The following is a 17,820-nucleotide window of genomic DNA, read 5'->3' as shown; positions in this document are numbered from 1 at the left end:
AAGATGATTTGTCCACGTTGTGCCGATGAGCATATTGAAGTGATGGCGACGTCGCCGGTAAAAGGGGTCTGGACCGTTTACCAGTGCCAGCATTGTTTGTATACCTGGCGTAATACTGAACCGCTGCGCCGTACCAGCCGCGAGCATTACCCGGAAGCGTTCCGCATGACGCAGAAGGATATTGACGAGGCGCCGCAGGTGCCGACGATCCCGCCGCTGCTGTAAAAAAAGTCCGGTGGCGCTGCGCTTACCGGGCCTACGGTTTTGTAGGTCGGGTAAGGCGAAGCCGCCACCCGACAAAACAGACCGCAGAAAACTAAACCAGACTCTTCAACCTGTAAATCCACTCCAGCGCCTGACGCGGCGTCAGTGAATCCGGGTCGAGGTTCTCCAGCGCTTCCACCGCAGGCGACGTCTCTTCCGCAGGCACCAACAGCGACATCTGCGTACCATCAATCTGCGTCGCCGCCGCATTCGGTGACAGGCTTTCCAGTTCACGCAGTTTCTGACGCGCGCGCTTGATCACCTCTTTCGGCACACCTGCCAGCGCCGCGACGGCCAGGCCATAGCTCTTGCTCGCCGCGCCATCCTGCACCGTGTGCATGAAGGCAATGGTATCGCCGTGCTCCAGCGCATCCAGATGAACGTTCGCAACCCCTTCCATTTTCTCCGGCAGCTGCGTCAGTTCGAAATAATGGGTGGCAAACAGCGTCATGGCCTTGATTTTATTAGCAAGGCTTTCCGCACAGGCCCATGCCAGGGACAGACCATCATAGGTTGACGTTCCGCGTCCGACTTCGTCCATTAGCACCAGACTGTGCTCCGTCGCGTTATGCAGAATGTTTGCCGTTTCGGTCATCTCGACCATGAAGGTTGAGCGTCCGCTCGCCAGATCGTCCGCAGCCCCGACGCGGGTAAAGATGCGGTCGATGGGGCCAATCTCCACGTTTTGCGCCGGGACGTAGCTGCCGATATACGCGAGCAGCGCAATAAGCGCCGTCTGACGCATATAGGTACTCTTACCGCCCATGTTCGGACCGGTAATGATCAACATTCTTCTCTGCGGTGACAGGCTTAGCGGGTTGGCGATGAACGGTTCGTTGAGTACCTGCTCTACCACCGGGTGACGGCCTTCAGTGATGCGAATGCCGGGCTTATCGGTAAAGGTCGGGCAGGTGTAGTTCAGCGTTTCAGCGCGTTCTGCCAGATTGACCAGCACGTCCAGCTCCGCCAGCGCGCTGGCGCTCTGCTGCAGGTCGCCCAGGTGCGGCATCAGCATGTCGAATAGCTCGTCATAAAGCTGTTTTTCCAGCGCCAGCGCCTTGCCTTTCGAGGTGAGGACTTTGTCTTCGTACTCTTTCAGTTCAGGAATGATGTAGCGTTCGGCGTTTTTCAACGTCTGGCGACGCACGTAGTGAATCGGCGCCAGGTGGCTCTGCCCGCGGCTAATCTGAATGTAGTAACCGTGTACCGCGTTATATCCCACTTTCAGGGTGTCGAGCCCAAGACGTTCGCGCTCGCGGATTTCCAGCTTATCGAGGTAGTCCGTCGCACCATCGGCCAGCGCGCGCCATTCGTCCAGCTCCTCGTTGTAGCCTGGGGCAATCACGCCGCCATCACGCACCAGAACCGGAGGCGCATCGATAATGGCGCGCTCCAGCAGTTCGCGAAGCTCGGTAAATTCGCCCATGGTTTCGCGGAGTTTCTGTACCGGCGAGCTGTCAACGTCACTCAGCTGCGCGCGCAGTTCCGGCAGCTGCTGGAAAGCATGACGCATCCGCGCGAGGTCGCGTGGTCGCGCTGTTCGTAGTGCCAGACGCGCAAGGATACGCTCCAGATCGCCTACCTGGCGCAGGACCGGCTGCAGTTCGGTATAGCGATCCTGCAGCGCGGCAATCGTCTGCTGACGGCAAACCAGCGTCTCGGTATTGCGGATCGGCATATGCAGCCAGCGTTTCAGCATGCGGCTGCCCATTGGCGTAACCGTACTATCGAGGACCGACGCGAGCGTATTTTCTACGCCACCCGCCAGGTTCTGCGTGATCTCCAGGTTACGGCGCGTGGCGGCATCCATGATGATGCTGTCCTGCTGGCGCTCCATGGTGATAGAGCGGATATGCGGCAGGGCGGTGCGCTGGGTATCTTTCACGTACTGCAGGAGACAACCGGCCGCACACAGCCCGCGCGGTGCGTTTTCCACGCCAAAGCCAATCAGATCGCGGGTGCCAAACTGCAGATTCAGCTGCTGGCGCGCGGTATCAATTTCGAATTCCCACAGCGGACGACGGCGCAACCCGCGACGACCTTCAATCAGCGCCATTTCGGCGAAATCTTCGGCATAGAGCAATTCTGCCGGGTTGGTGCGCTGCAGTTCGGCGGCCATCGTTTCACGGTCAGCCGGTTCACTCAGACGAAAACGTCCGGAGCTAATATCCAGCGTCGCGTAGCCAAACCCTTTACCGTCCTGCCACAGCGCTGCCAGCAGGTTATCCTGGCGCTCCTGTAACAGGGCTTCATCACTGATGGTGCCAGGCGTAACGATGCGCACGACTTTGCGTTCCACCGGGCCTTTTGAGGTCGCCGGATCGCCGATCTGTTCGCAGATGGCAACGGACTCGCCCTGATTCACCAGCTTCGCCAGGTAGTTTTCTACCGCGTGGTGCGGGATACCTGCCATAGGAATGGGCTCGCCTGCCGATGCGCCACGTTTGGTCAGCGAGATGTCGAGCAGCTGCGATGCACGCTTAGCATCGTCATAAAACAGCTCGTAAAAATCGCCCATACGGTAAAACAGCAGGATTTCCGGATGCTGTGCTTTCAGCTTCAGATACTGCTGCATCATCGGCGTATGTGCGTCGAAATTGTCGATTGTGCTCATGGAGTTATGATGTCCATTTCTTTGAAAATAAACCGTTTTGATGGGCTCAATGGCCGTTTGTTCCTTCTATTGTCGCATGAAAAAAAGGTCCGGCGCAGAAAAATGTCGTGGCTTTACGAGGCATCTTCCGCCATTAATTCGATGACAATTTTTCCATGCTCCACGCCCACCCTGACTCGGGAATGGGTCGTAAACCCCGCCTTTTCAAGCCAGTCACCTTTTAAGCTCAGCGCCGCATGTACGCTGTAGCGCTTCGGTATCTTTGTATTGCGGTCTTCATGGCGCTTTCTAAAATATCCCACTTTCAAATGGCGATAGGGTTTGCCGATCGTGAGCTCTTGCATAGGGTCTCCAGACAACACGGACAAAGGTCATTTCTGATGCTGTATAAAATACCAGTGATTGTTCGCCGGTGCAGGGCTAAAACTGGAATCAGCCTTCAGGAAACGAAATGCAACCGCTGAAATCCAGCGTTGAAAGGTGTATTATCGATGCACTTTATTATTCGGTAATCCGCTATGTCCGGTAAACGCATCTCACGAGAAAAAGAGACCATCGCGAAAATGATCGCGTTGTATGAAAAGCAGTGTCCACAGGCCTCTCAGGAGGAAGGGTATTATCAGGCGCTCAACGCGTATGCCGATAAGCGCCTGGATAAATGCGTTTTCGGTGAGGACAAGCCGGCCTGCAAGCAGTGTCCCGTACACTGCTACCAGCCTGCCAGACGTGAAGAGATGAAGCAGGTTATGCGCTGGGCAGGCCCGCGTATGTTATGGCGTCATCCTATTCTTACCGTTCGCCATCTGATGGATGACCGCCGTCCCGTGCCGGAACTGCCGGAGAAGTACCGTCCGAAAAAGTGATCGGTTCAGCGTCTCAGCGGGCGGCAAATCATCTTCAGGGCCAGCGCGCTGCAGAGCGGGAAGAGGGCCAGCAGCAGCCAGGGGTACATCGCCTGCGTTGAGGGCACCAGCGCGCGGTCCAGCAGGCTGCCAAACACCAGGTTTCCCGCCAGTACCGCTATGCCTCCGGCGGTGGCGAGTGCGCCGTAGTGCGCGCCAAGCGTGGATTCCTCCGCAAACCGAGGGATCAGATCTTTAGCCGAGGGCACCAGCAGCATTTGCCCCAGCGTCAACAGCGTCACAAAACAGACAGAAGGCAGTAAGCGCAGCCAGCCTTCCGGCGGCGTCATCGGGGCGAACGTCGCCACGCTCGCAAATGCGGCTGACAGCAGCAAAAATCCCACCGGCAGAATTCTCACCGCGCCCACGCGACGGGCGAAGCGCGCCAGCGGCAGCTGTAAGGTGATGATCAGAACGGAGGCCAGCATAAAAAGCGGGCCGAGATCTTTCTCGTTACCGCCAGAACGCTGGATTTCCACCGGAAGCGCCAGATAAAGCTGGTTATAGCTTAACAGCCACGAGCTGTAGGCAATGATAAAGGCGACAAAGCGCGGCTGGCGGAACGTTGTCCACCAGGGCTGTATTTTCAGCGTCTGTGAACGGTGGCCAGCAGCAGGCAGGCAAAAGTAGAGCACCACTAGCGCAATGATAAAGACGCCTGCTCCCGCCAGCGCCACCTGACGAAAGCCGAGGCCGGTGAGCAGAGCGCCAGCAGCCGGGCCCAGTACCGCGCCGAGCTCTCCGCAGACGGCAAAGAGCGCAAACCACTCCGCGCGGCTGCGTTTGCCTTTTGCCTCGCTGTGAGTGCCCGCTTTTGCCAGCAGTGCCTCAATTGAGGGAGAAAATAACGCGCCGCCAACGCCCGTCAGACACGCGCCCAGAATAATCGGCCACAGGGATTCCCCGAAGGCCAGCAGCAGATAGCCTGAAACACGAACAATACAGCCGCTCAGGATAATCACTTTCGCGCCAAACCGGTCCGAGAGCGCACCGCCAACGATAAACATCCCCTGTTGCGAGAAGGTACGCAGGCCCAAGATCAGCCCGATCAGTCCGCCGGAGAGCAGCATGTCGTCGCGCAGGAATATCGCCAGGAAGGGAACGACGGCGTAAAAGCCAATGTTGAAAACAAACTGGCTACCCAGTAAGACGGGCGGCCAGAGCGCGGCGGCAGGGCGAAGGGGCATCGTCGTTCACTCGCCCCTAAACGATAAAGTGGATGTGCTTTTTGCCATGGAACGGCGAGATCTCAATTTTGGTTTTGACCCGGAAGACATCCCACAATAATGACTCGGATAAGATGTCCTGCGGTGTCCCCGTCGCCACAATTTGCCCTTTCTGCATCACAATCAGCGAGTCGCAGAACATCGAGGCGTGGTTCAGATCGTGGATAGCGACAATGCTGGTGACCGGTAATTCGCTGATCAACTGCATCAGCTGCATCTGATGATGAATGTCCAGGTGGTTGGTCGGTTCGTCCAGCAGGATTTCCGTTGGGGCCTGAGCCAGCGCGCGGGCAATATGCACGCGCTGGCGCTCTCCGCCGGAGAGGCTCAGCCAGCCCTGGCCGCTTTTATCCAGCATATCCACGCGCTGCAGGGCGGCAGTGACGGTTTCGTCATCGTGGTTGCTCCAGTTGGAAAAAGCAGAGTGGTGCGGAATACGCCCGAGTTTCACCACGTCCCGCACGCGCATGTTGGCGTCCGTCATGCCGTGCTGCTCGACGAAGGCGACCCGGCGCGCCAGCTGCTTTTTGGCGATGCGGGAGATGTCCTGGCCGTCCAGGGTAACGCAGCCAGCATTCGGGCGACGAAGCCCCGCGAGGATCCGTAAAAGAGACGATTTACCGCAGCCGTTAGGGCCAAGCAGCCCTACCGTTTCGCCCCGGGAAACCTTCAGCGAGATGTTGTTAACGATGACCTTTTTGCCGACTTTCCAGGTAATATTTTCAGCGCAGATACTCATCACTTATTCCTTGAACGGTAGATAATCACGGCAAAGAAAGGCACGCCAACCAGCGCGGTGACCACGCCGACGGGCAGGCTTTGCGGCGCAATCAGCATGCGCGAGGCGATATCAGCCAGCACCATCAGGATCGCCCCTGCCAGCGCGCTGGCAATCAGCAGCGTGCGGTGCAGCGGCCCGAACAGGAAACGCATCACGTGCGGGACCACCAGCCCGACAAAGCCGATTGAGCCCGCCATGCTGACAATCGTCGCGGTAATCAGCGCGGTAGTGGTAAAGAGCGTCAGGCGCACCCACGGGACGGCAATACCTAAAGAGGCCGCAGCGTCATCACCAACGTGAAGGCATCCAGCGCCCGGGAATAGTAGAGGCAAACGGCTAATCCAGTCAGCACCACCACCAGCGCCAGCTGGAATTCAGGCCAGCGTACGCCGCTGAAGCTGCCCAGCAGCCAGAACATCACGTCGCGCGCCTGCTGGGCGCTGGCGGAGGTGCTGATGGTGTAGGCAGTAATGGCGTTGAACAGCTGTGAGGCGGCAACGCCAGCCAGAATGGTACGTTCATTTCCCCCGCGCGCGCCGTTCGTCAGAAACGCGACAAACGCAAAGGCGGCGAACGCCCCGGCAAACGCGCCCGCAGAGAGCGACACCGCACCGGTGCCAATCCCCAATACGACGACCGACACCGCCCCGGTTGAGGCACCTGCCGACACGCCGAGCACGTAAGGTTCCGCCAGGGCGTTCTTCAGCAGGCTCTGCAATACGGCACCGCAGATGGCCAGCCCCGCGCCGCAGCAGGCCGCCACCAGCGCGCGGCTCAGGCGAAAGTCCCAGATCACGCTCTCATAGATGCGGGTGAGCGGAACCTCGGTGAGCCCCATTTTATTGCTGATGGCGTAAAACACCTTATCCAGCGGGATGGACAGCTCGCCGACGCTGACGCTCAGCGCGATCGTCAGAAATAACAGTACCAGGGCGAGCAAACCCGAGGTCGTCAGAACCAGGCTCTGCCGGGCCTGAAGAACGGCGGTTGTCATCAGTTCAGCCCCAGCTTTCTGAGCTGTTCGCCGACCTGCTCAGCCCCGTAAATCGTACGGATCGTCGGGTTCATCGCCTGGCCGTCCATCACCACGATATGGCCTTTTTTCACCGCGTCCAGCTGGCTGACCGCCGGATCGCTCTTCAGGAATTTGATTTTTTCTTCCGCGTTATCCAGCGCCCAGCGGTTGCGGTCCAGGCTGGACACCACAATGACATCCGGATTGGCGGCAATAATGCTTTCCCAACCCACGGTTGGCCATTCGGTCTCGGACGTAATGGCGTTATGGCCGCCCATCAGGCTGGCGATAAACCCGGAGGGGCTATTTTTACCGCCGACGTAGGCGTCAGCAGAAGGGGACGAACTGGAGAACCAGAAGACAAACGAAAGGTCTTTTTTACTCTTGCCGAATTCCTTACGCAGGTCGGCCTCGCGTTTTTTGAAATCGGCAATAACGGCCTGACCGCGGTCTTCAACGTTAAAGATTTTGGCGAAATCCTCAATCTCTTTATAGAGATACGTCATATCCCACAGCTTCTGGCGGCTGCCGTACATATCGCCTGTGGCTTTTTTGGTCGCGCACATGCCCGGCGACACGTAGCTGTTCACGCCCAGGGTCATCAGGTCTTCGCGTTTTGCGACCTTACTTTCAGGCCCCAGCAGCAGCGGGGACTGCGCCGGGACAAAGTCAGGATTTTGCGCAAGAACGGATTCAAGGGTCGGGATTTCGACCGTCAGGGTGTTGATTTTTGCGTTCTGTTCCGCCAGCTGCGGCAGCACTTTGGTCGGCCAGAAGGCGCTGGCCTTCACCTTATCTTCCAGGCCCAGCAGGAGCAAAATTTCGACGGTGTTCTGGCCCAGGGCCACGACGCGTTCCGGCGCTTTGGTGAACGTCTCTTTGTAGCCACAGTTTTCAATCGTCAGGGGATAGGTGGTTGCCAGAGCAGAACCGACCGACGCAATCGCCAGGCCTAACGCGCAGATGACCTTTTTCATGAAACGCTACCCTTCATTAAAATTATTATTGATGCAAATGAAACTCATTATTAAGGCGGAATTTTATACAGAGGAAACGATTTTGTGTCAATGAGGGACAATTACGCAGGGGAACAAAAGGCGGTGTCGGAAAAACACCGCCGGAATAAGGTCTTAAATGAGGCTCTCTTTATCAATCCCGAGACGCTTCATGCGTGACAGCAGGGTGGTGCGTTTTAACCCCAGTCGCTGGGCGGCACCTTTTGGCCCGGCGACCACGCCGTTGGTCTCTTTCAGCACGCGCATAATGAGCTGATATTCATCTTCTCCCTCTTTCGCTGTCTCGGCGGCGGGCGCGGTTACGTCAGGAAGCGTAACCTCAGGCAGGGAGAGTTGCAGCACGTTACCGCGCGTCAGCAGCACCGCGCGTTCGATGACGTTTTCCAGCTCGCGCACGTTGCCGGGCCATTCCATCGATGAAAGGGTGCGCAACGTCTCGGCAGGAATACTGTCGATGTTTCGCCCCATCCGGCGAGCGATCTTCGCGGTAAAGGCTTTGACCAGCAGGGGGATATCTTCCGGGCGCTCGCGCAGCGGCGGCAGGAAGATCGGGAAGACGTTCAGACGATAGTAAAGATCGCTGCGAAACTCGCGGTCGGCGACCATTTTTTTCAGGTCACGGTTGGTGGCGGCAATCAGCCGCACGTCGGTCTGAATAAGCTTGTTGCTGCCCAGGCGCTCAAACTCCTGCTCCTGCAGGACGCGCAGCAGTTTCGGCTGTAGCTCAAGCGGCATATCGCCCACTTCGTCGAGGAACAGCGAGCTTTTGTCCGCCAGCTCAAAACGGCCCAGCCGCTGGCTGCTGGCCCCGGTGAATGCTCCGCGCTCGTGGCCGAACAGATCGCTTTCCAGCAGTCCCGCAGGCATCGCGGCGCAGTTCATCTTCACCATCCGTCGGCTGTTGCGGTTGCTCAGGTTGTGGATGGCGCGGGCTATCAGCTCTTTGCCCGTGCCGGTTTCGCCCAGAATCAGCACCGTGCTGTCGCTTTGCGCCACCATCTCAACCTGCTTAAGCACGCTGTACATGGCGTCGCTGCGCCCGATGATTTCACCAAACTCGCTGTCCACGTTGTTGAGCTGTTCGGTCAGGGCCAGGTTCTCATCCACCAGCCGCTCTTTCAGGCGATGAATTTCCTGATAGGCGAGGGCGTTATCCAGCGCGATGGAAATACGCTCGGCAATCTGGCGCAGCAGCTTCAGGTTAGCGGTGGTAAACACGCCCTCCTCGCACTGCGCCAGCTTTAGCACGCCCAGCATGGTGTTGCCGGACATCAGCGGCAGCAGGCACAGGGTCTGAATTTTATTGCCCCAGGTGTTAAACAGCATCCGCTCGTACGGCGCGACCGGGTCCTGCTCGTTCAGGTTGAGCAGGAGGATCTCTTTGCTCTTGAAGACCCGCTCGGAAAGGGTGCCCGCTTCGTCAACCTCGCTCTGCTCGTGCGCCGGGTTGGCTTCATCGAGATAGTGCGTGGAGTAGATGTTCAGCTTGCCCTTGCGATGGCCGCGCAGCGCAATGCTGATGGCGTCGATTTTGAAATAGTGGTGGATCTCTTTCGAAACTTCGCTGACCAGCTCGTCCATGTCCAGGCGGGAGAGCACGGCGTTGGTGATGGCGACCAGAATGCGGAAGTTGTCGCGCTCGCGGCTCAGCAGGTCGTAATCGACGTTATTGGTGACGCGGCTTTGGATCTGCTCCGCGACGACGGCCACAATCTGGGTGAAGGTATGCAGGCGCTCGTATTCCGCCTCGCTCCAGGGCTGGTCGGTCGTGCGGATAAACTCGCAGCCGCCAAAAATCTGGCCCTCTGCCGCCAGCGGCAGCATGCAGTAATGCCCGAAAGGCTGATAGAGGTCGCTTTCCGCCAGCTTCGGCCACGCCTGACGGAATTCCGCAAAGTTGCAGTGCAGCACTTCAGGCCGGGAGAGTATGCGGCGCACCGGGCCGTGCGCCAGATACGTTTCGTCTTCGTATTCAAACGTTTTGCCATTATCACGCGTCGAGTAGTAGCTCGCGCGCTGCGTTCCGCTATGCCAGAGCACAATCGCGGCGCTGTCCGCCAGCGCCGATTGCCTGACCAGCCGCGTCAGGGCATCGCTCAGCGCACCGAGATCGGGCTGCTGTAAAAGTGTGCGCGTGATGTCAAACAGGCCCTGCTGTCCAAGATCGCTCATCGGTGTATACGGCATATTGCTTTCCAATAGAAACTGGCAAAAAAGAGACATTCAGTGCTGACCGCTTTTGGCGCGGTTCTAGCAAATACGGGGTAAGGGTTCCGCATGCGGCAGATCCAGCGTCCGTTTAACGCCATACAGCCCGGCCAGGCGCACCCCTTTGCGCTCAACCACTTCACCAATCATCGCCGCCTCTTTTCCTGACGGATGAGCCCGCAGCTGTTCAAGAACCGCTTCCGCTGACGCGCGTTCAACGCCAATCACCAGTTTGCCTTCGTTGGCGAAGTTAAGCGGGTCAAGGCCCAGCAGTTCGCAAAGGCCGCGAACGGCAGGCTTCACGGGCAGGCTACACTCGGTGAGTTCAATCCCGTACCCGCAGCTTGCTGCAAATTCGTGGACCACGGCGTTCACGCCGCCTCGCGTCGCGTCCCGCAGGGCTTTCACGCCGGGAATACCCCTCAGCGTCTGGATCAGCGGGGTGAGCACCGCGCAGTCGCTGCGCAGTTCCCCGTCCAGCCCCAGACCTTCGCGCAGGTTTAGGATGGTCGCCCCGTGGCAGCCCAGCGTTCCGGTCACGATCAGCACGTCGCCCACGCTAAGATGCTGTGCCGCCCAGTGAATATCGGCGGGGATCGCCCCCATGCCGGCGGTGTTGATAAACAGCTTGTCGGCCGCGCCGCGCTGCACCACTTTGGTATCGCCGGTGACGATAGCTATCCCCGCCTCGCGCGCGGTGTGCGCCATGCTGTTGACCACTGCCGTGAGCGTCTCCATCGGTAACCCCTCTTCGAGGATAAACCCGCAGGAGAGGTAGCGCGGAATGGCGCCGCTGACCGCCACGTCGTTGGCCGTGCCGCAGACGGCGAGCTTGCCGATATCGCCGCCGGGGAAGAACAGCGGGTCAATCACGTAACTGTCGGTGGAGAACGCCAGCCTGTCGCCCTGCGAGGTGAGGGTCGCGAGGTCAATGCGCGCCTGGTCTTCCTGTTCGGCGAGCCAGGGGTTGTTGAAGGCTTCCATAAACAGCCGGTTAATCAGCTGCTGCATCGCCTGTCCGCCGCTGCCGTGCGCCATTTCAACCGTATTCATGCTTCACTCTCCTGGTTGCGATACTGATACCACGCGGCACACGCCCCTTCGGAGGAGACCATCAGCGCGCCAAACGCCGTTTGCGGGTTACAGGTATTGCCAAATAACGGGCATTGATGCGGTTTGCATTTACCGGTGAGCACGTCGCCGCAGCGGGCCCGGGGATCGTCGCAAACCTGCTGCGGCTGCGGGCGGAAATGCGCTTCGGCGTCGAACGCGCGATAGGCTGACGTCAGGCGAACGCCGGATTCGGCAATCAGCCCCAGACCACGCCACTCGCTGTCGCCCTCAACGCTGAACACGTCGGCTATCGCCTGCTGCGCCCGCTCATTTCCCGCATCCGGTACCACGCGGCGGTACTGGTTTTCTACGGTACTCAGGGCCGCTATTTTCTGCTCAACCAGCATGGTGACACCTTGCAGTAGATCAAGTGGTTCGAAACCAGCGACCACTAACGGACGATTGTACTGTTCAGCGATAAAACCGTAGGCGTCTGTGCCAATTACCATGCTGACATGCCCCGGTGCCAGAAAGGCGTCAATGCCGTTTCCCGGCTCTTCCAGCAGGCTGCGCAGCGTGGGAATGAGCGTAATGTGCTGGCAGAAGAAGAAAAAATTCCCGACGCCGCGCGCTTTCGCCTGCTGCAGCGTAATGGCGGTGGCGGGCATGGTGGTTTCAAACCCCAGGCCAAAAAACACCACCTTGCGCGCGGGGTTGTCCTCCGCCAGCGTCAGGGCATCCATCGGCGAATAGACGATCCGGATGTCGGCCCCGCGCGCTTTCGCCTGCAGCAGCGAGCCGTTTTTCCCCGGCACGCGCATCGCGTCGCCAAAGGTGCAGAAAATGACGTCGGGCTGGCTGGCAATTTCGATACAGCTGTCGATGCGCCCCATCGGCAGCACGCACACCGGGCAGCCGGGGCCGTGGATAAACTCGATGTTCTCTGGCAGCAGCTGGTCGAGGCCAAATTTGAAGATGGCGTGCGTGTGTCCGCCGCACACCTCCATGATCCGCAGCGGTTTTTCCGCGGTGTAGTCCAGCAGCGACGCGCGCGTTTTCAGGTGCCCGATAAGCTGCAGCACCTGCTCCGGCGCGCGGTATTCATCAACGTAACGCATGGCTAACGCTCCTCGCCGTACAGCAGCGCGCCCACGTCCGGCTCCACGTCGAACATGTTTTGCAGGGCATCCAGCGTGTCGCGGGCTTCCGCTTCGTTAATCACGCTCATGGCAAACCCCACGTGGACGAGCACCCACTGGCCGAGACGCGATGCGCCCGTTTCATCGCTGCTGCCCACCAGCGTCAGGTCCACGTCGCGCAGGATGCCGCAGACCTCCACTTTGGCCTGGTTCCCGTCAATGGAATGGATTTGTCCCGGTACGCCTATGCACATCGTTCACTCTCCAGCCAGTTCAGCCAGGCGTCCATGCCGTCGCCGCGCGTGGCGGATACCAGCAGGATCTCAATCTCGGGATTCACTTCCCGGGCGCAGGACAGGCACTTATCCACGTCGAAGTTCAGGTACGGCAGCAGGTCGACTTTGTTCAGCAGCATGATGGAGGCGGCGGCAAACATATGCGGGTACTTCAGCGGCTTGTCTTCGCCTTCGGTCACCGAAAGCACCGCCACCTTGTGGCGTTCGCCCAGATCGAAGCTTGCCGGGCAGACCAGATTGCCGACGTTTTCAATAAACAGAATGCCGTTATGCGCCAGCGGCAGGCGCGGGGCGGCGTCGGCAATCATCTGCGCATCCAGGTGGCAGCCTTTGCCGGTATTGACCTGAATCGCCGGGGTGCCGGTTTCGCGAATGCGCGCCGCGTCGTTAACGGTTTGCTGGTCGCCTTCAATCACCGCGCAGGAGACGCGCCCGTTCAGGCGTTTGAGCGTTTCCGTTAACAGCGTGGTTTTGCCGGAGCCGGGGCTGGAGACCAGGTTCAGCACCAGCTGTTTGCGGGCGGCAAAGCGCGCGCGGTTGCGGGCGGCGATCTGGTTATTTTTGTCCAGCACGTTGATTTCCACCTCCAGCATCTGGCGCTGGCTGATGCCCGGCGCGTGGGTACCCGCTTCGCCGTGGCCGTAGTGCAGATCGCCCGCAGCGGAGCGTTGCGGGGCGAAGGTGATACCGGTTAAAGCCGCAGCAGGCCGCGGGGCAGGCGAAAAGGGCGCGGAGCGAAACGCGGAATGGGGACGGTGTTCATCCCCTTCTATATACAGGTTGCCTTCGGCGCAACCGCAGGTGCTACACATACTTTACTCCTTCTCGATTTCGAGGCGTTGGATCTGCATGCCGTCGTCCGCCACGATGCGAAGACCGGTGCTCTGACACTGCGGACAGCGCTGAACCTTTGATGACAGCAGGGTGACGTACTGCTGGCACTGCTCGCACCAGCACTCCGCCTGCTGCTCTTCGATATGGAGCTCGCAGCCTTCCGCCAGCGTGCCGCGACAAACCAGCTCAAAACAGAAATTCAGGGCGCTGGTCTCGACGCAGGAAAACGCCCCGACCTTCAGCCAGACGCCGGTGATGCGCTTCGCGTGGTTTTGCACTGCCTGCTGTTCGATAAGTTCCAGAGCCCGCTGGCAGAGGGTGATTTCGTGCATGACGCCTCCTCAATGAATTACGCCATTGAATGCAATAACGGTGCCAGCTTGATTTTTGTTAAGGCGTGACGATGTCAACGCTGTCGAAATGACACGTCGACACCGCGGCGTTGACAGCGGTTTTGTAATTGAATCTATTTAAAATCAGCAAGATAAAAACTGGCATGGAATCTGCTTAACAGCCGCTATCTCCATTAACCGGATACCTTCTATGACTATTTGGGAAATCAGCGAAAAAGCGGATTACATCGCGCAGCGTCATCAGCAGCTGCAGGACCAGTGGCACCTCTACTGCAACTCTCTGGTTCAGGGCATCACCCTCTCGAAAGCGCGTCTTCACCACGCGATGAGCTGCGCGGCGCAGGGCGACATGCGCTTCGTCCTGTTCGGCCATTTCACCATTAACGTTACCCTGGCGGATAACTTCAACAGCCACACCATTGAGTACCACCTCGAGACAAAAGACGGCGAAAAACAGTGTATTGCGAAGGCGCAGCTGATGGCCGATGGCATGGTGGACGGCCACGTCAGCAACCGCGATCGCCAGCAGGTGCTGGAGCACTATCTGGAAAAAATCGCGCCGGTCTATAACGGCCTGTACGCCGCCGTTGAGCACGATCTTCCGGTCAACCTGAAGCAGCTGATGGACGGAAACGCCTCAGCGAATGTGGCCTGACTCCTGCGTGTCGAGAAGTGTCGACAAGACAGTTTTTCGTCAAAAATGACTATCACCAGAGGATAACCCGGTGAACCGTTTTGTAATTGCTGACTCGACGGTCTGTATTGGCTGTCGAACCTGTGAGGCGGCGTGCTCGGAAACGCATCGCCTGCATGGGCTGCAGTCCATGCCGCGCCTGCACGTCATGCGTAATGAAAAAGAGTCTGCCCCGCAGCTCTGCCATCACTGTGAAGACGCCCCCTGCGCGGGTGTCTGCCCTGTGAATGCCATCACCCGCGTGGATGGCGCTGTCCAGCTGAACGAAAGCCTGTGCGTAAGCTGCAAGCTGTGCGGCATTGCCTGCCCGTTCGGCGCGATTGAATTTTCCGGCAGCCGTCCGCTGCATATTCCGGCGAACGCCAACTCGCCAAAAGCCCCACCCGCGCCACCGGCTCCGGCACGCGTAAGTACGCTGCTGGACTGGGTGCCCGGCATCCGTGCCGTTGCGGTGAAATGCGACCTGTGCAGCTTCGATGAGCAGGGCCCGGCCTGCGTGCGCACCTGCCCGACTAAGGCGTTGATTCTGGTTAACATTCGCGACATCGCCCGTACCAGCAAGCGTAAACGCGAGCTGACCATCAACAGTGATTTTGGCGACCTTTCTCTGCTACAGGCGCTTAACGAGGGGGCGAAATGAACGCGGCGATGATGATTACCAGCGCGGTAGCCTGTTTTGCTGCCGCCGCTGTTCTGGCGCTGATCTTCTCATTCCATAAAACCCTGAGCGGCGCGATCGCCGGGATCGGCGGGGCGGTTGCTAGCCTGATGACGCTGGCGGCAGGCGGCGTTGTCCTGCTCGGCGGCCAGTCCGCAGAGGCCGTGATGCCGCTGATTCGCCACACGGTTGAGATCACGCCGCTGAACGCCATCTGGCTGGTGACGTTTGGCCTGTGCGGGCTGTTTATCAGCCTGTTCAATATCGACTGGCACCGCCATCCGCACGCCAGGGCTAACGGCCTGCTGGTTAACCTGCTGATGGCGGCGGCGGTCTGCACCGTTATTGCCAGCAACCTCGGCGCGCTGGTGGTGATGGCGGAAATCATGGCGCTGTGCGGCGTGTTCCTGACGGGCTGCAGCGCCTCCGGCAAGCTGTGGTTTGCGCTGGGACGCCTCGGGACGCTGCTGCTGACGCTGGCCTGCTGGCTGGTGTGGCACCGCTTCGGCACGCTGGACTTCGCTGCGCTCAACGGCCATCCGCTGGGGAACGACGTCTGGCTGCTGGGCGTGATCGGCTTTGGCCTGCTCGCCGGGATTATCCCGCTGCACGGCTGGGTGCCGCAGGCGCATGCGAATGCCTCCGCGCCCGCCGCCGCGCTGTTTTCTGCGGTGGTGATGAAAGTGGGTCTGTTCGGGATTCTGGCGATTACGCTGGCCGGCGGACAACCGCCGCTGTGGTGGGGCGTCGTGCTGCTGGTCGCCGGAATGATTACCGCGTTCGTCGGCGGCCTGTACGCGCTGATGGAGCACAATATCCAGCGCCTGCTGGCGTACCACACCCTGGAAAATATCGGCATTATCCTGCTCGGTATTGGCGCGGGCGTGACCGGGCTAGCGCTCAATCATCCGGCGCTGATTGCCGCCGGGTTTATCGGCGGTCTTTATCACCTCGTCAACCACAGCCTGTTTAAAAGCACTCTGTTCCTCGGCGCGGGCAGCGTCTGGTTCCGCACCGGTCATCGGGATATCGAAAAGCTGGGCGGGATTGGCAAAAAGATGCCGGTGATTTCGCTGGCGATGCTGGTCGGGCTGATGGCAATGGCCGCGCTGCCGCCGCTGAACGGCTTTGCCGGGGAGTGGGTGATCTATCAGTCCTTCTTCGCGCTCGGCCAGAGCGACGCATTTATCGCACACCTGCTCGGCCCGCTGCTGGCGGTCGGTCTGGCGATTACCGGGGCGCTGGCGGTGATGTGTATGGCGAAAGTCTACGGCGTGACCTTCCTCGGCGCGGCGCGCACCCGCGAAGCGGAAAACGCCTGCTGCGCACCCTTGTTGATGGGCATCAGCGTGGTCGCGCTGGCGCTGTGCTGCATCGCGGGCGGCGTCGCCGCGCCGTGGCTGCTGCCGCTGCTGGGCAACGCCATTCCGCTGCCGCTGACCGTGGCGAATACCACCGTCTCTCAGCCCATGATCGCGCTGCCGCTGACCGTGGCGAATACCACCGTCTCTCAGCCCATGATCGCGCTGCTGCTGATTGGCGCACCGCTGCTGCCGCTCGTCCTGATGCTGTTCTTCAAACGCGACCGACTCGCCTCCCGCTCGCGCGGTGCGGCGTGGGCCTGCGGCTACGAACACGAACAGTCGATGGTCATCACCGCCCACGGTTTCGCCATGCCGGTGAAGGAGAACTTCGCCGCCGTGCTGAAGCTGCGCCACTGGCTGAACCCGGTAGGCTGGGTACCCGGCTGGCAGAGCGCCGCCGCACCCGCTCTGTTCCGCCGTCTGGCGGTCATCGAGCTGGCGGTGCTGGTGGTCATTGTGATTTCACGAGGAGCCTGACATGAGTCTGTTACTGGCAATTCTTCAGGCGCTGGTGCTGTTCGCCGCTGCGCCGCTGCTGTCGGGCGTCACGCGCGTGGCGCGCGCCCGGATGCACAACCGTCGCGGGCCTGGGGTGCTTCAGGAATACCGCGATCTCTTTAAACTGCTCTCCCGTCAGAGCATCGCGCCGGACGCCGCAGGTTGGGTCTTCCGCCTGACGCCGTTTGTGATGGTGGGCGTGATGCTGACCATCGCCACCGCGCTGCCGGTGGTGACGGTGGCGTCGCCGCTGCCCGTGCTTGGCGATCTGATCACGCTGATTTACCTCTTTGCTATCGCCCGCTTCTTCTTTGCGATTGCGGGCCTGGACACCGGGAGCCCGTTTACCGGCATCGGTGCCAGCCGCGAGGCAATGCTCGGCGTGCTGGTGGAGCCGATCCTGCTGCTGGGGCTGTGGGTCGCCGCGCAGGTCGCGGGCTCTACCCACATCAGCTTTATCACCCACACCGTTTACCACTGGCCGGTGGCGCGCTCGATCCCGCTGGTGCTGGCGCTGTGCGCCTGCGCGTTCGCGACGTTTATTGAGATGGGCAAACTGCCGTTCGACCTCGCGGAAGCCGAGCAGGAGCTGCAGGAGGGGCCGCTTACCGAATACAGCGGCTACGGCTTCGCGGTGCTGAAGTGGGGCATCAGCCTCAAACAGCTGGTGGTGCTGCAGATGTTTGTCGGCGTCTTCTTCCCGTGGGGGCAGATGACGCACTTCTCCGCAGGCGGTCTGGTGCTGGCCGTCGTGATTGCCGCCCTCAAGCTGCTGGTCGGCGTGCTGGTGATTGCCCTGTTTGAAAACAGCATGGCGCGCCTGCGTTTTGTGGAAACGTCGCGCATCACCTGGGCCGGTTTTGGTTTTGCATTTTTAGCGTTCGTCTCCTTGCTGGTGGCGTGAT

General features: G+C 59.8%; 17 protein-coding genes and 1 pseudogene. 6 read left to right on the top strand and 12 right to left on the bottom strand.

Going from position 1 to position 17,820, the window contains the following annotated elements:
• The first annotated feature begins 3 nt into the window (after positions 1-3).
• The gene (locus LBF07_RS06615) at positions 4-225 is read left to right on the top strand and encodes a non-oxidative hydroxyarylic acid decarboxylases subunit D (protein ID WP_033146398.1); all 222 of its coding nucleotides are present in this window, start codon (positions 4-6) and stop codon (positions 223-225) included.
• A 91-nt stretch (positions 226-316) separates the two neighbouring features.
• On the opposite strand, the gene mutS is transcribed toward LBF07_RS06615, so the two are convergent.
• Positions 317-2,878: a DNA mismatch repair protein MutS gene (gene mutS / locus LBF07_RS06610; RefSeq protein ID WP_094934807.1), complete on the bottom strand. Its 2,562-nt coding sequence runs from the start codon at positions 2,876-2,878 to the stop codon at positions 317-319.
• A gap of 113 nt (positions 2,879-2,991) precedes the next feature.
• Positions 2,992-3,222 (bottom strand): SymE family type I addiction module toxin, encoded by a 231-nt coding sequence (locus LBF07_RS06605; RefSeq protein WP_023333217.1) that lies wholly within the window; start codon positions 3,220-3,222, stop codon positions 2,992-2,994.
• A 174-nt stretch (positions 3,223-3,396) separates the two neighbouring features.
• Here LBF07_RS06605 and LBF07_RS06600 point away from each other — a divergent pair, with 174 nt between their 5' ends.
• Positions 3,397-3,741, top strand: coding sequence for a nitrous oxide-stimulated promoter family protein (locus tag LBF07_RS06600; protein ID WP_094934806.1), 345 nt, complete (start codon positions 3,397-3,399; stop codon positions 3,739-3,741).
• A gap of 5 nt (positions 3,742-3,746) precedes the next feature.
• On the opposite strand, the gene LBF07_RS06595 is transcribed toward LBF07_RS06600, so the two are convergent.
• The 10 genes and pseudogenes from LBF07_RS06595 to hypA form a co-directional block, all read right to left on the bottom strand.
• Positions 3,747-4,967, bottom strand: a complete 1,221-nt coding sequence (locus LBF07_RS06595) for an MFS transporter (RefSeq protein ID WP_094934805.1) — start codon at positions 4,965-4,967, stop codon at positions 3,747-3,749.
• Positions 4,968-4,983: 16 nt separating this feature from the next.
• The gene (locus tag LBF07_RS06590) at positions 4,984-5,745 is read right to left on the bottom strand and encodes an ABC transporter ATP-binding protein (RefSeq protein ID WP_094934804.1); all 762 of its coding nucleotides are present in this window, start codon (positions 5,743-5,745) and stop codon (positions 4,984-4,986) included.
• Positions 5,745-6,781, bottom strand: a pseudogene (locus LBF07_RS06585) (FecCD family ABC transporter permease). The gene LBF07_RS06590 and the pseudogene LBF07_RS06585 overlap by 1 nt, the downstream one beginning before the upstream one ends.
• Entirely contained in the window at positions 6,781-7,779 is a 999-nt protein-coding gene (locus LBF07_RS06580) for an ABC transporter substrate-binding protein (RefSeq protein WP_094934803.1), read from the bottom strand. Before LBF07_RS06580 ends, LBF07_RS06585 begins: the two are co-directional and overlap by 1 nt.
• A gap of 153 nt (positions 7,780-7,932) precedes the next feature.
• The gene (gene flhA, locus LBF07_RS06575; RefSeq protein WP_029739538.1) at positions 7,933-10,005 is read right to left on the bottom strand and encodes a formate hydrogenlyase transcriptional activator FlhA; all 2,073 of its coding nucleotides are present in this window, start codon (positions 10,003-10,005) and stop codon (positions 7,933-7,935) included.
• A gap of 63 nt (positions 10,006-10,068) precedes the next feature.
• Complete coding sequence (gene hypE / locus LBF07_RS06570) at positions 10,069-11,079, bottom strand: hydrogenase expression/formation protein HypE (RefSeq protein ID WP_094934802.1); 1,011 nt, start codon at positions 11,077-11,079, stop codon at positions 10,069-10,071.
• Positions 11,076-12,197, bottom strand: coding sequence for a hydrogenase formation protein HypD (gene hypD, locus LBF07_RS06565; protein ID WP_094934801.1), 1,122 nt, complete (start codon positions 12,195-12,197; stop codon positions 11,076-11,078). Before hypD ends, hypE begins: the two co-directional genes overlap by 4 nt.
• Positions 12,198-12,199: 2 nt before the next feature.
• Positions 12,200-12,472, bottom strand: coding sequence for a HypC/HybG/HupF family hydrogenase formation chaperone (locus tag LBF07_RS06560; protein WP_023308975.1), 273 nt, complete (start codon positions 12,470-12,472; stop codon positions 12,200-12,202).
• Complete coding sequence (gene hypB / locus LBF07_RS06555; RefSeq protein WP_094934800.1) at positions 12,463-13,326, bottom strand: hydrogenase nickel incorporation protein HypB; 864 nt, start codon at positions 13,324-13,326, stop codon at positions 12,463-12,465. The genes LBF07_RS06560 and hypB overlap by 10 nt, the downstream gene beginning before the upstream one ends.
• Positions 13,327-13,329: 3 nt before the next feature.
• Positions 13,330-13,680, bottom strand: coding sequence for a hydrogenase maturation nickel metallochaperone HypA (gene hypA, locus LBF07_RS06550; protein ID WP_094934799.1), 351 nt, complete (start codon positions 13,678-13,680; stop codon positions 13,330-13,332).
• A 211-nt stretch (positions 13,681-13,891) separates the two neighbouring features.
• Here hypA and hycA point away from each other — a divergent pair, with 211 nt between their 5' ends.
• The 4 genes from hycA (at position 13,892) to LBF07_RS06530 (ending at position 17,819) form a co-directional block, all read left to right on the top strand.
• Positions 13,892-14,356, top strand: coding sequence for a formate hydrogenlyase regulator HycA (hycA, locus tag LBF07_RS06545; protein WP_029739532.1), 465 nt, complete (start codon positions 13,892-13,894; stop codon positions 14,354-14,356).
• Between the two features lie 70 nt (positions 14,357-14,426).
• Positions 14,427-15,035, top strand: a complete 609-nt coding sequence (locus LBF07_RS06540; RefSeq protein WP_023308971.1) for a 4Fe-4S dicluster domain-containing protein — start codon at positions 14,427-14,429, stop codon at positions 15,033-15,035.
• Positions 15,032-16,894, top strand: a complete 1,863-nt coding sequence (gene hycC / locus LBF07_RS06535) for a formate hydrogenlyase subunit 3 (RefSeq protein WP_224435134.1) — start codon at positions 15,032-15,034, stop codon at positions 16,892-16,894. The genes LBF07_RS06540 and hycC overlap by 4 nt, the downstream gene beginning before the upstream one ends.
• Before the next feature lies 1 nt (position 16,895).
• Positions 16,896-17,819 (top strand): respiratory chain complex I subunit 1 family protein, encoded by a 924-nt coding sequence (locus tag LBF07_RS06530; RefSeq protein WP_058841085.1) that lies wholly within the window; start codon positions 16,896-16,898, stop codon positions 17,817-17,819.
• Position 17,820 lies beyond the last annotated feature (1 nt).

This window comes from Enterobacter cloacae complex sp. ECL352 (assembly GCF_020149545.1).
Lineage (GTDB): Bacteria > Pseudomonadota > Gammaproteobacteria > Enterobacterales > Enterobacteriaceae > Enterobacter > Enterobacter asburiae_B.
The sequence above is the reverse complement of the archived record's forward strand: the minus strand, read 5'-3'. Positions and strand labels throughout refer to the sequence as shown.

Excerpts from the sequence above, each read along its gene's own strand:
- LBF07_RS06560 (WP_023308975.1), bottom strand. The coding sequence starts at position 12,472 with ATGTGCATAGGCGTACCGGGACAAATCCATTCCATTGACGGGAACCAG.
- hypD (WP_094934801.1), bottom strand. The coding sequence starts at position 12,197 with ATGCGTTACGTTGATGAATACCGCGCGCCGGAGCAGGTGCTGCAGCTT.
- hycC (WP_224435134.1), top strand. The coding sequence starts at position 15,032 with ATGAACGCGGCGATGATGATTACCAGCGCGGTAGCCTGTTTTGCTGCC.
- hypB (WP_094934800.1), bottom strand. The coding sequence starts at position 13,326 with ATGTGTAGCACCTGCGGTTGCGCCGAAGGCAACCTGTATATAGAAGGG.
- LBF07_RS06580 (WP_094934803.1), bottom strand. The coding sequence starts at position 7,779 with ATGAAAAAGGTCATCTGCGCGTTAGGCCTGGCGATTGCGTCGGTCGGT.
- LBF07_RS06600 (WP_094934806.1), top strand. The coding sequence starts at position 3,397 with ATGTCCGGTAAACGCATCTCACGAGAAAAAGAGACCATCGCGAAAATG.
- hypA (WP_094934799.1), bottom strand. The coding sequence starts at position 13,680 with ATGCACGAAATCACCCTCTGCCAGCGGGCTCTGGAACTTATCGAACAG.
- LBF07_RS06530 (WP_058841085.1), top strand. The coding sequence starts at position 16,896 with ATGAGTCTGTTACTGGCAATTCTTCAGGCGCTGGTGCTGTTCGCCGCT.
- hypE (WP_094934802.1), bottom strand. The coding sequence starts at position 11,079 with ATGAATACGGTTGAAATGGCGCACGGCAGCGGCGGACAGGCGATGCAG.
- flhA (WP_029739538.1), bottom strand. The coding sequence starts at position 10,005 with ATGCCGTATACACCGATGAGCGATCTTGGACAGCAGGGCCTGTTTGAC.
- LBF07_RS06595 (WP_094934805.1), bottom strand. The coding sequence starts at position 4,967 with ATGCCCCTTCGCCCTGCCGCCGCGCTCTGGCCGCCCGTCTTACTGGGT.
- LBF07_RS06605 (WP_023333217.1), bottom strand. The coding sequence starts at position 3,222 with ATGCAAGAGCTCACGATCGGCAAACCCTATCGCCATTTGAAAGTGGGA.
- mutS (WP_094934807.1), bottom strand. The coding sequence starts at position 2,878 with ATGAGCACAATCGACAATTTCGACGCACATACGCCGATGATGCAGCAG.
- hycA (WP_029739532.1), top strand. The coding sequence starts at position 13,892 with ATGACTATTTGGGAAATCAGCGAAAAAGCGGATTACATCGCGCAGCGT.
- LBF07_RS06615 (WP_033146398.1), top strand. The coding sequence starts at position 4 with ATGATTTGTCCACGTTGTGCCGATGAGCATATTGAAGTGATGGCGACG.
- LBF07_RS06590 (WP_094934804.1), bottom strand. The coding sequence starts at position 5,745 with ATGAGTATCTGCGCTGAAAATATTACCTGGAAAGTCGGCAAAAAGGTC.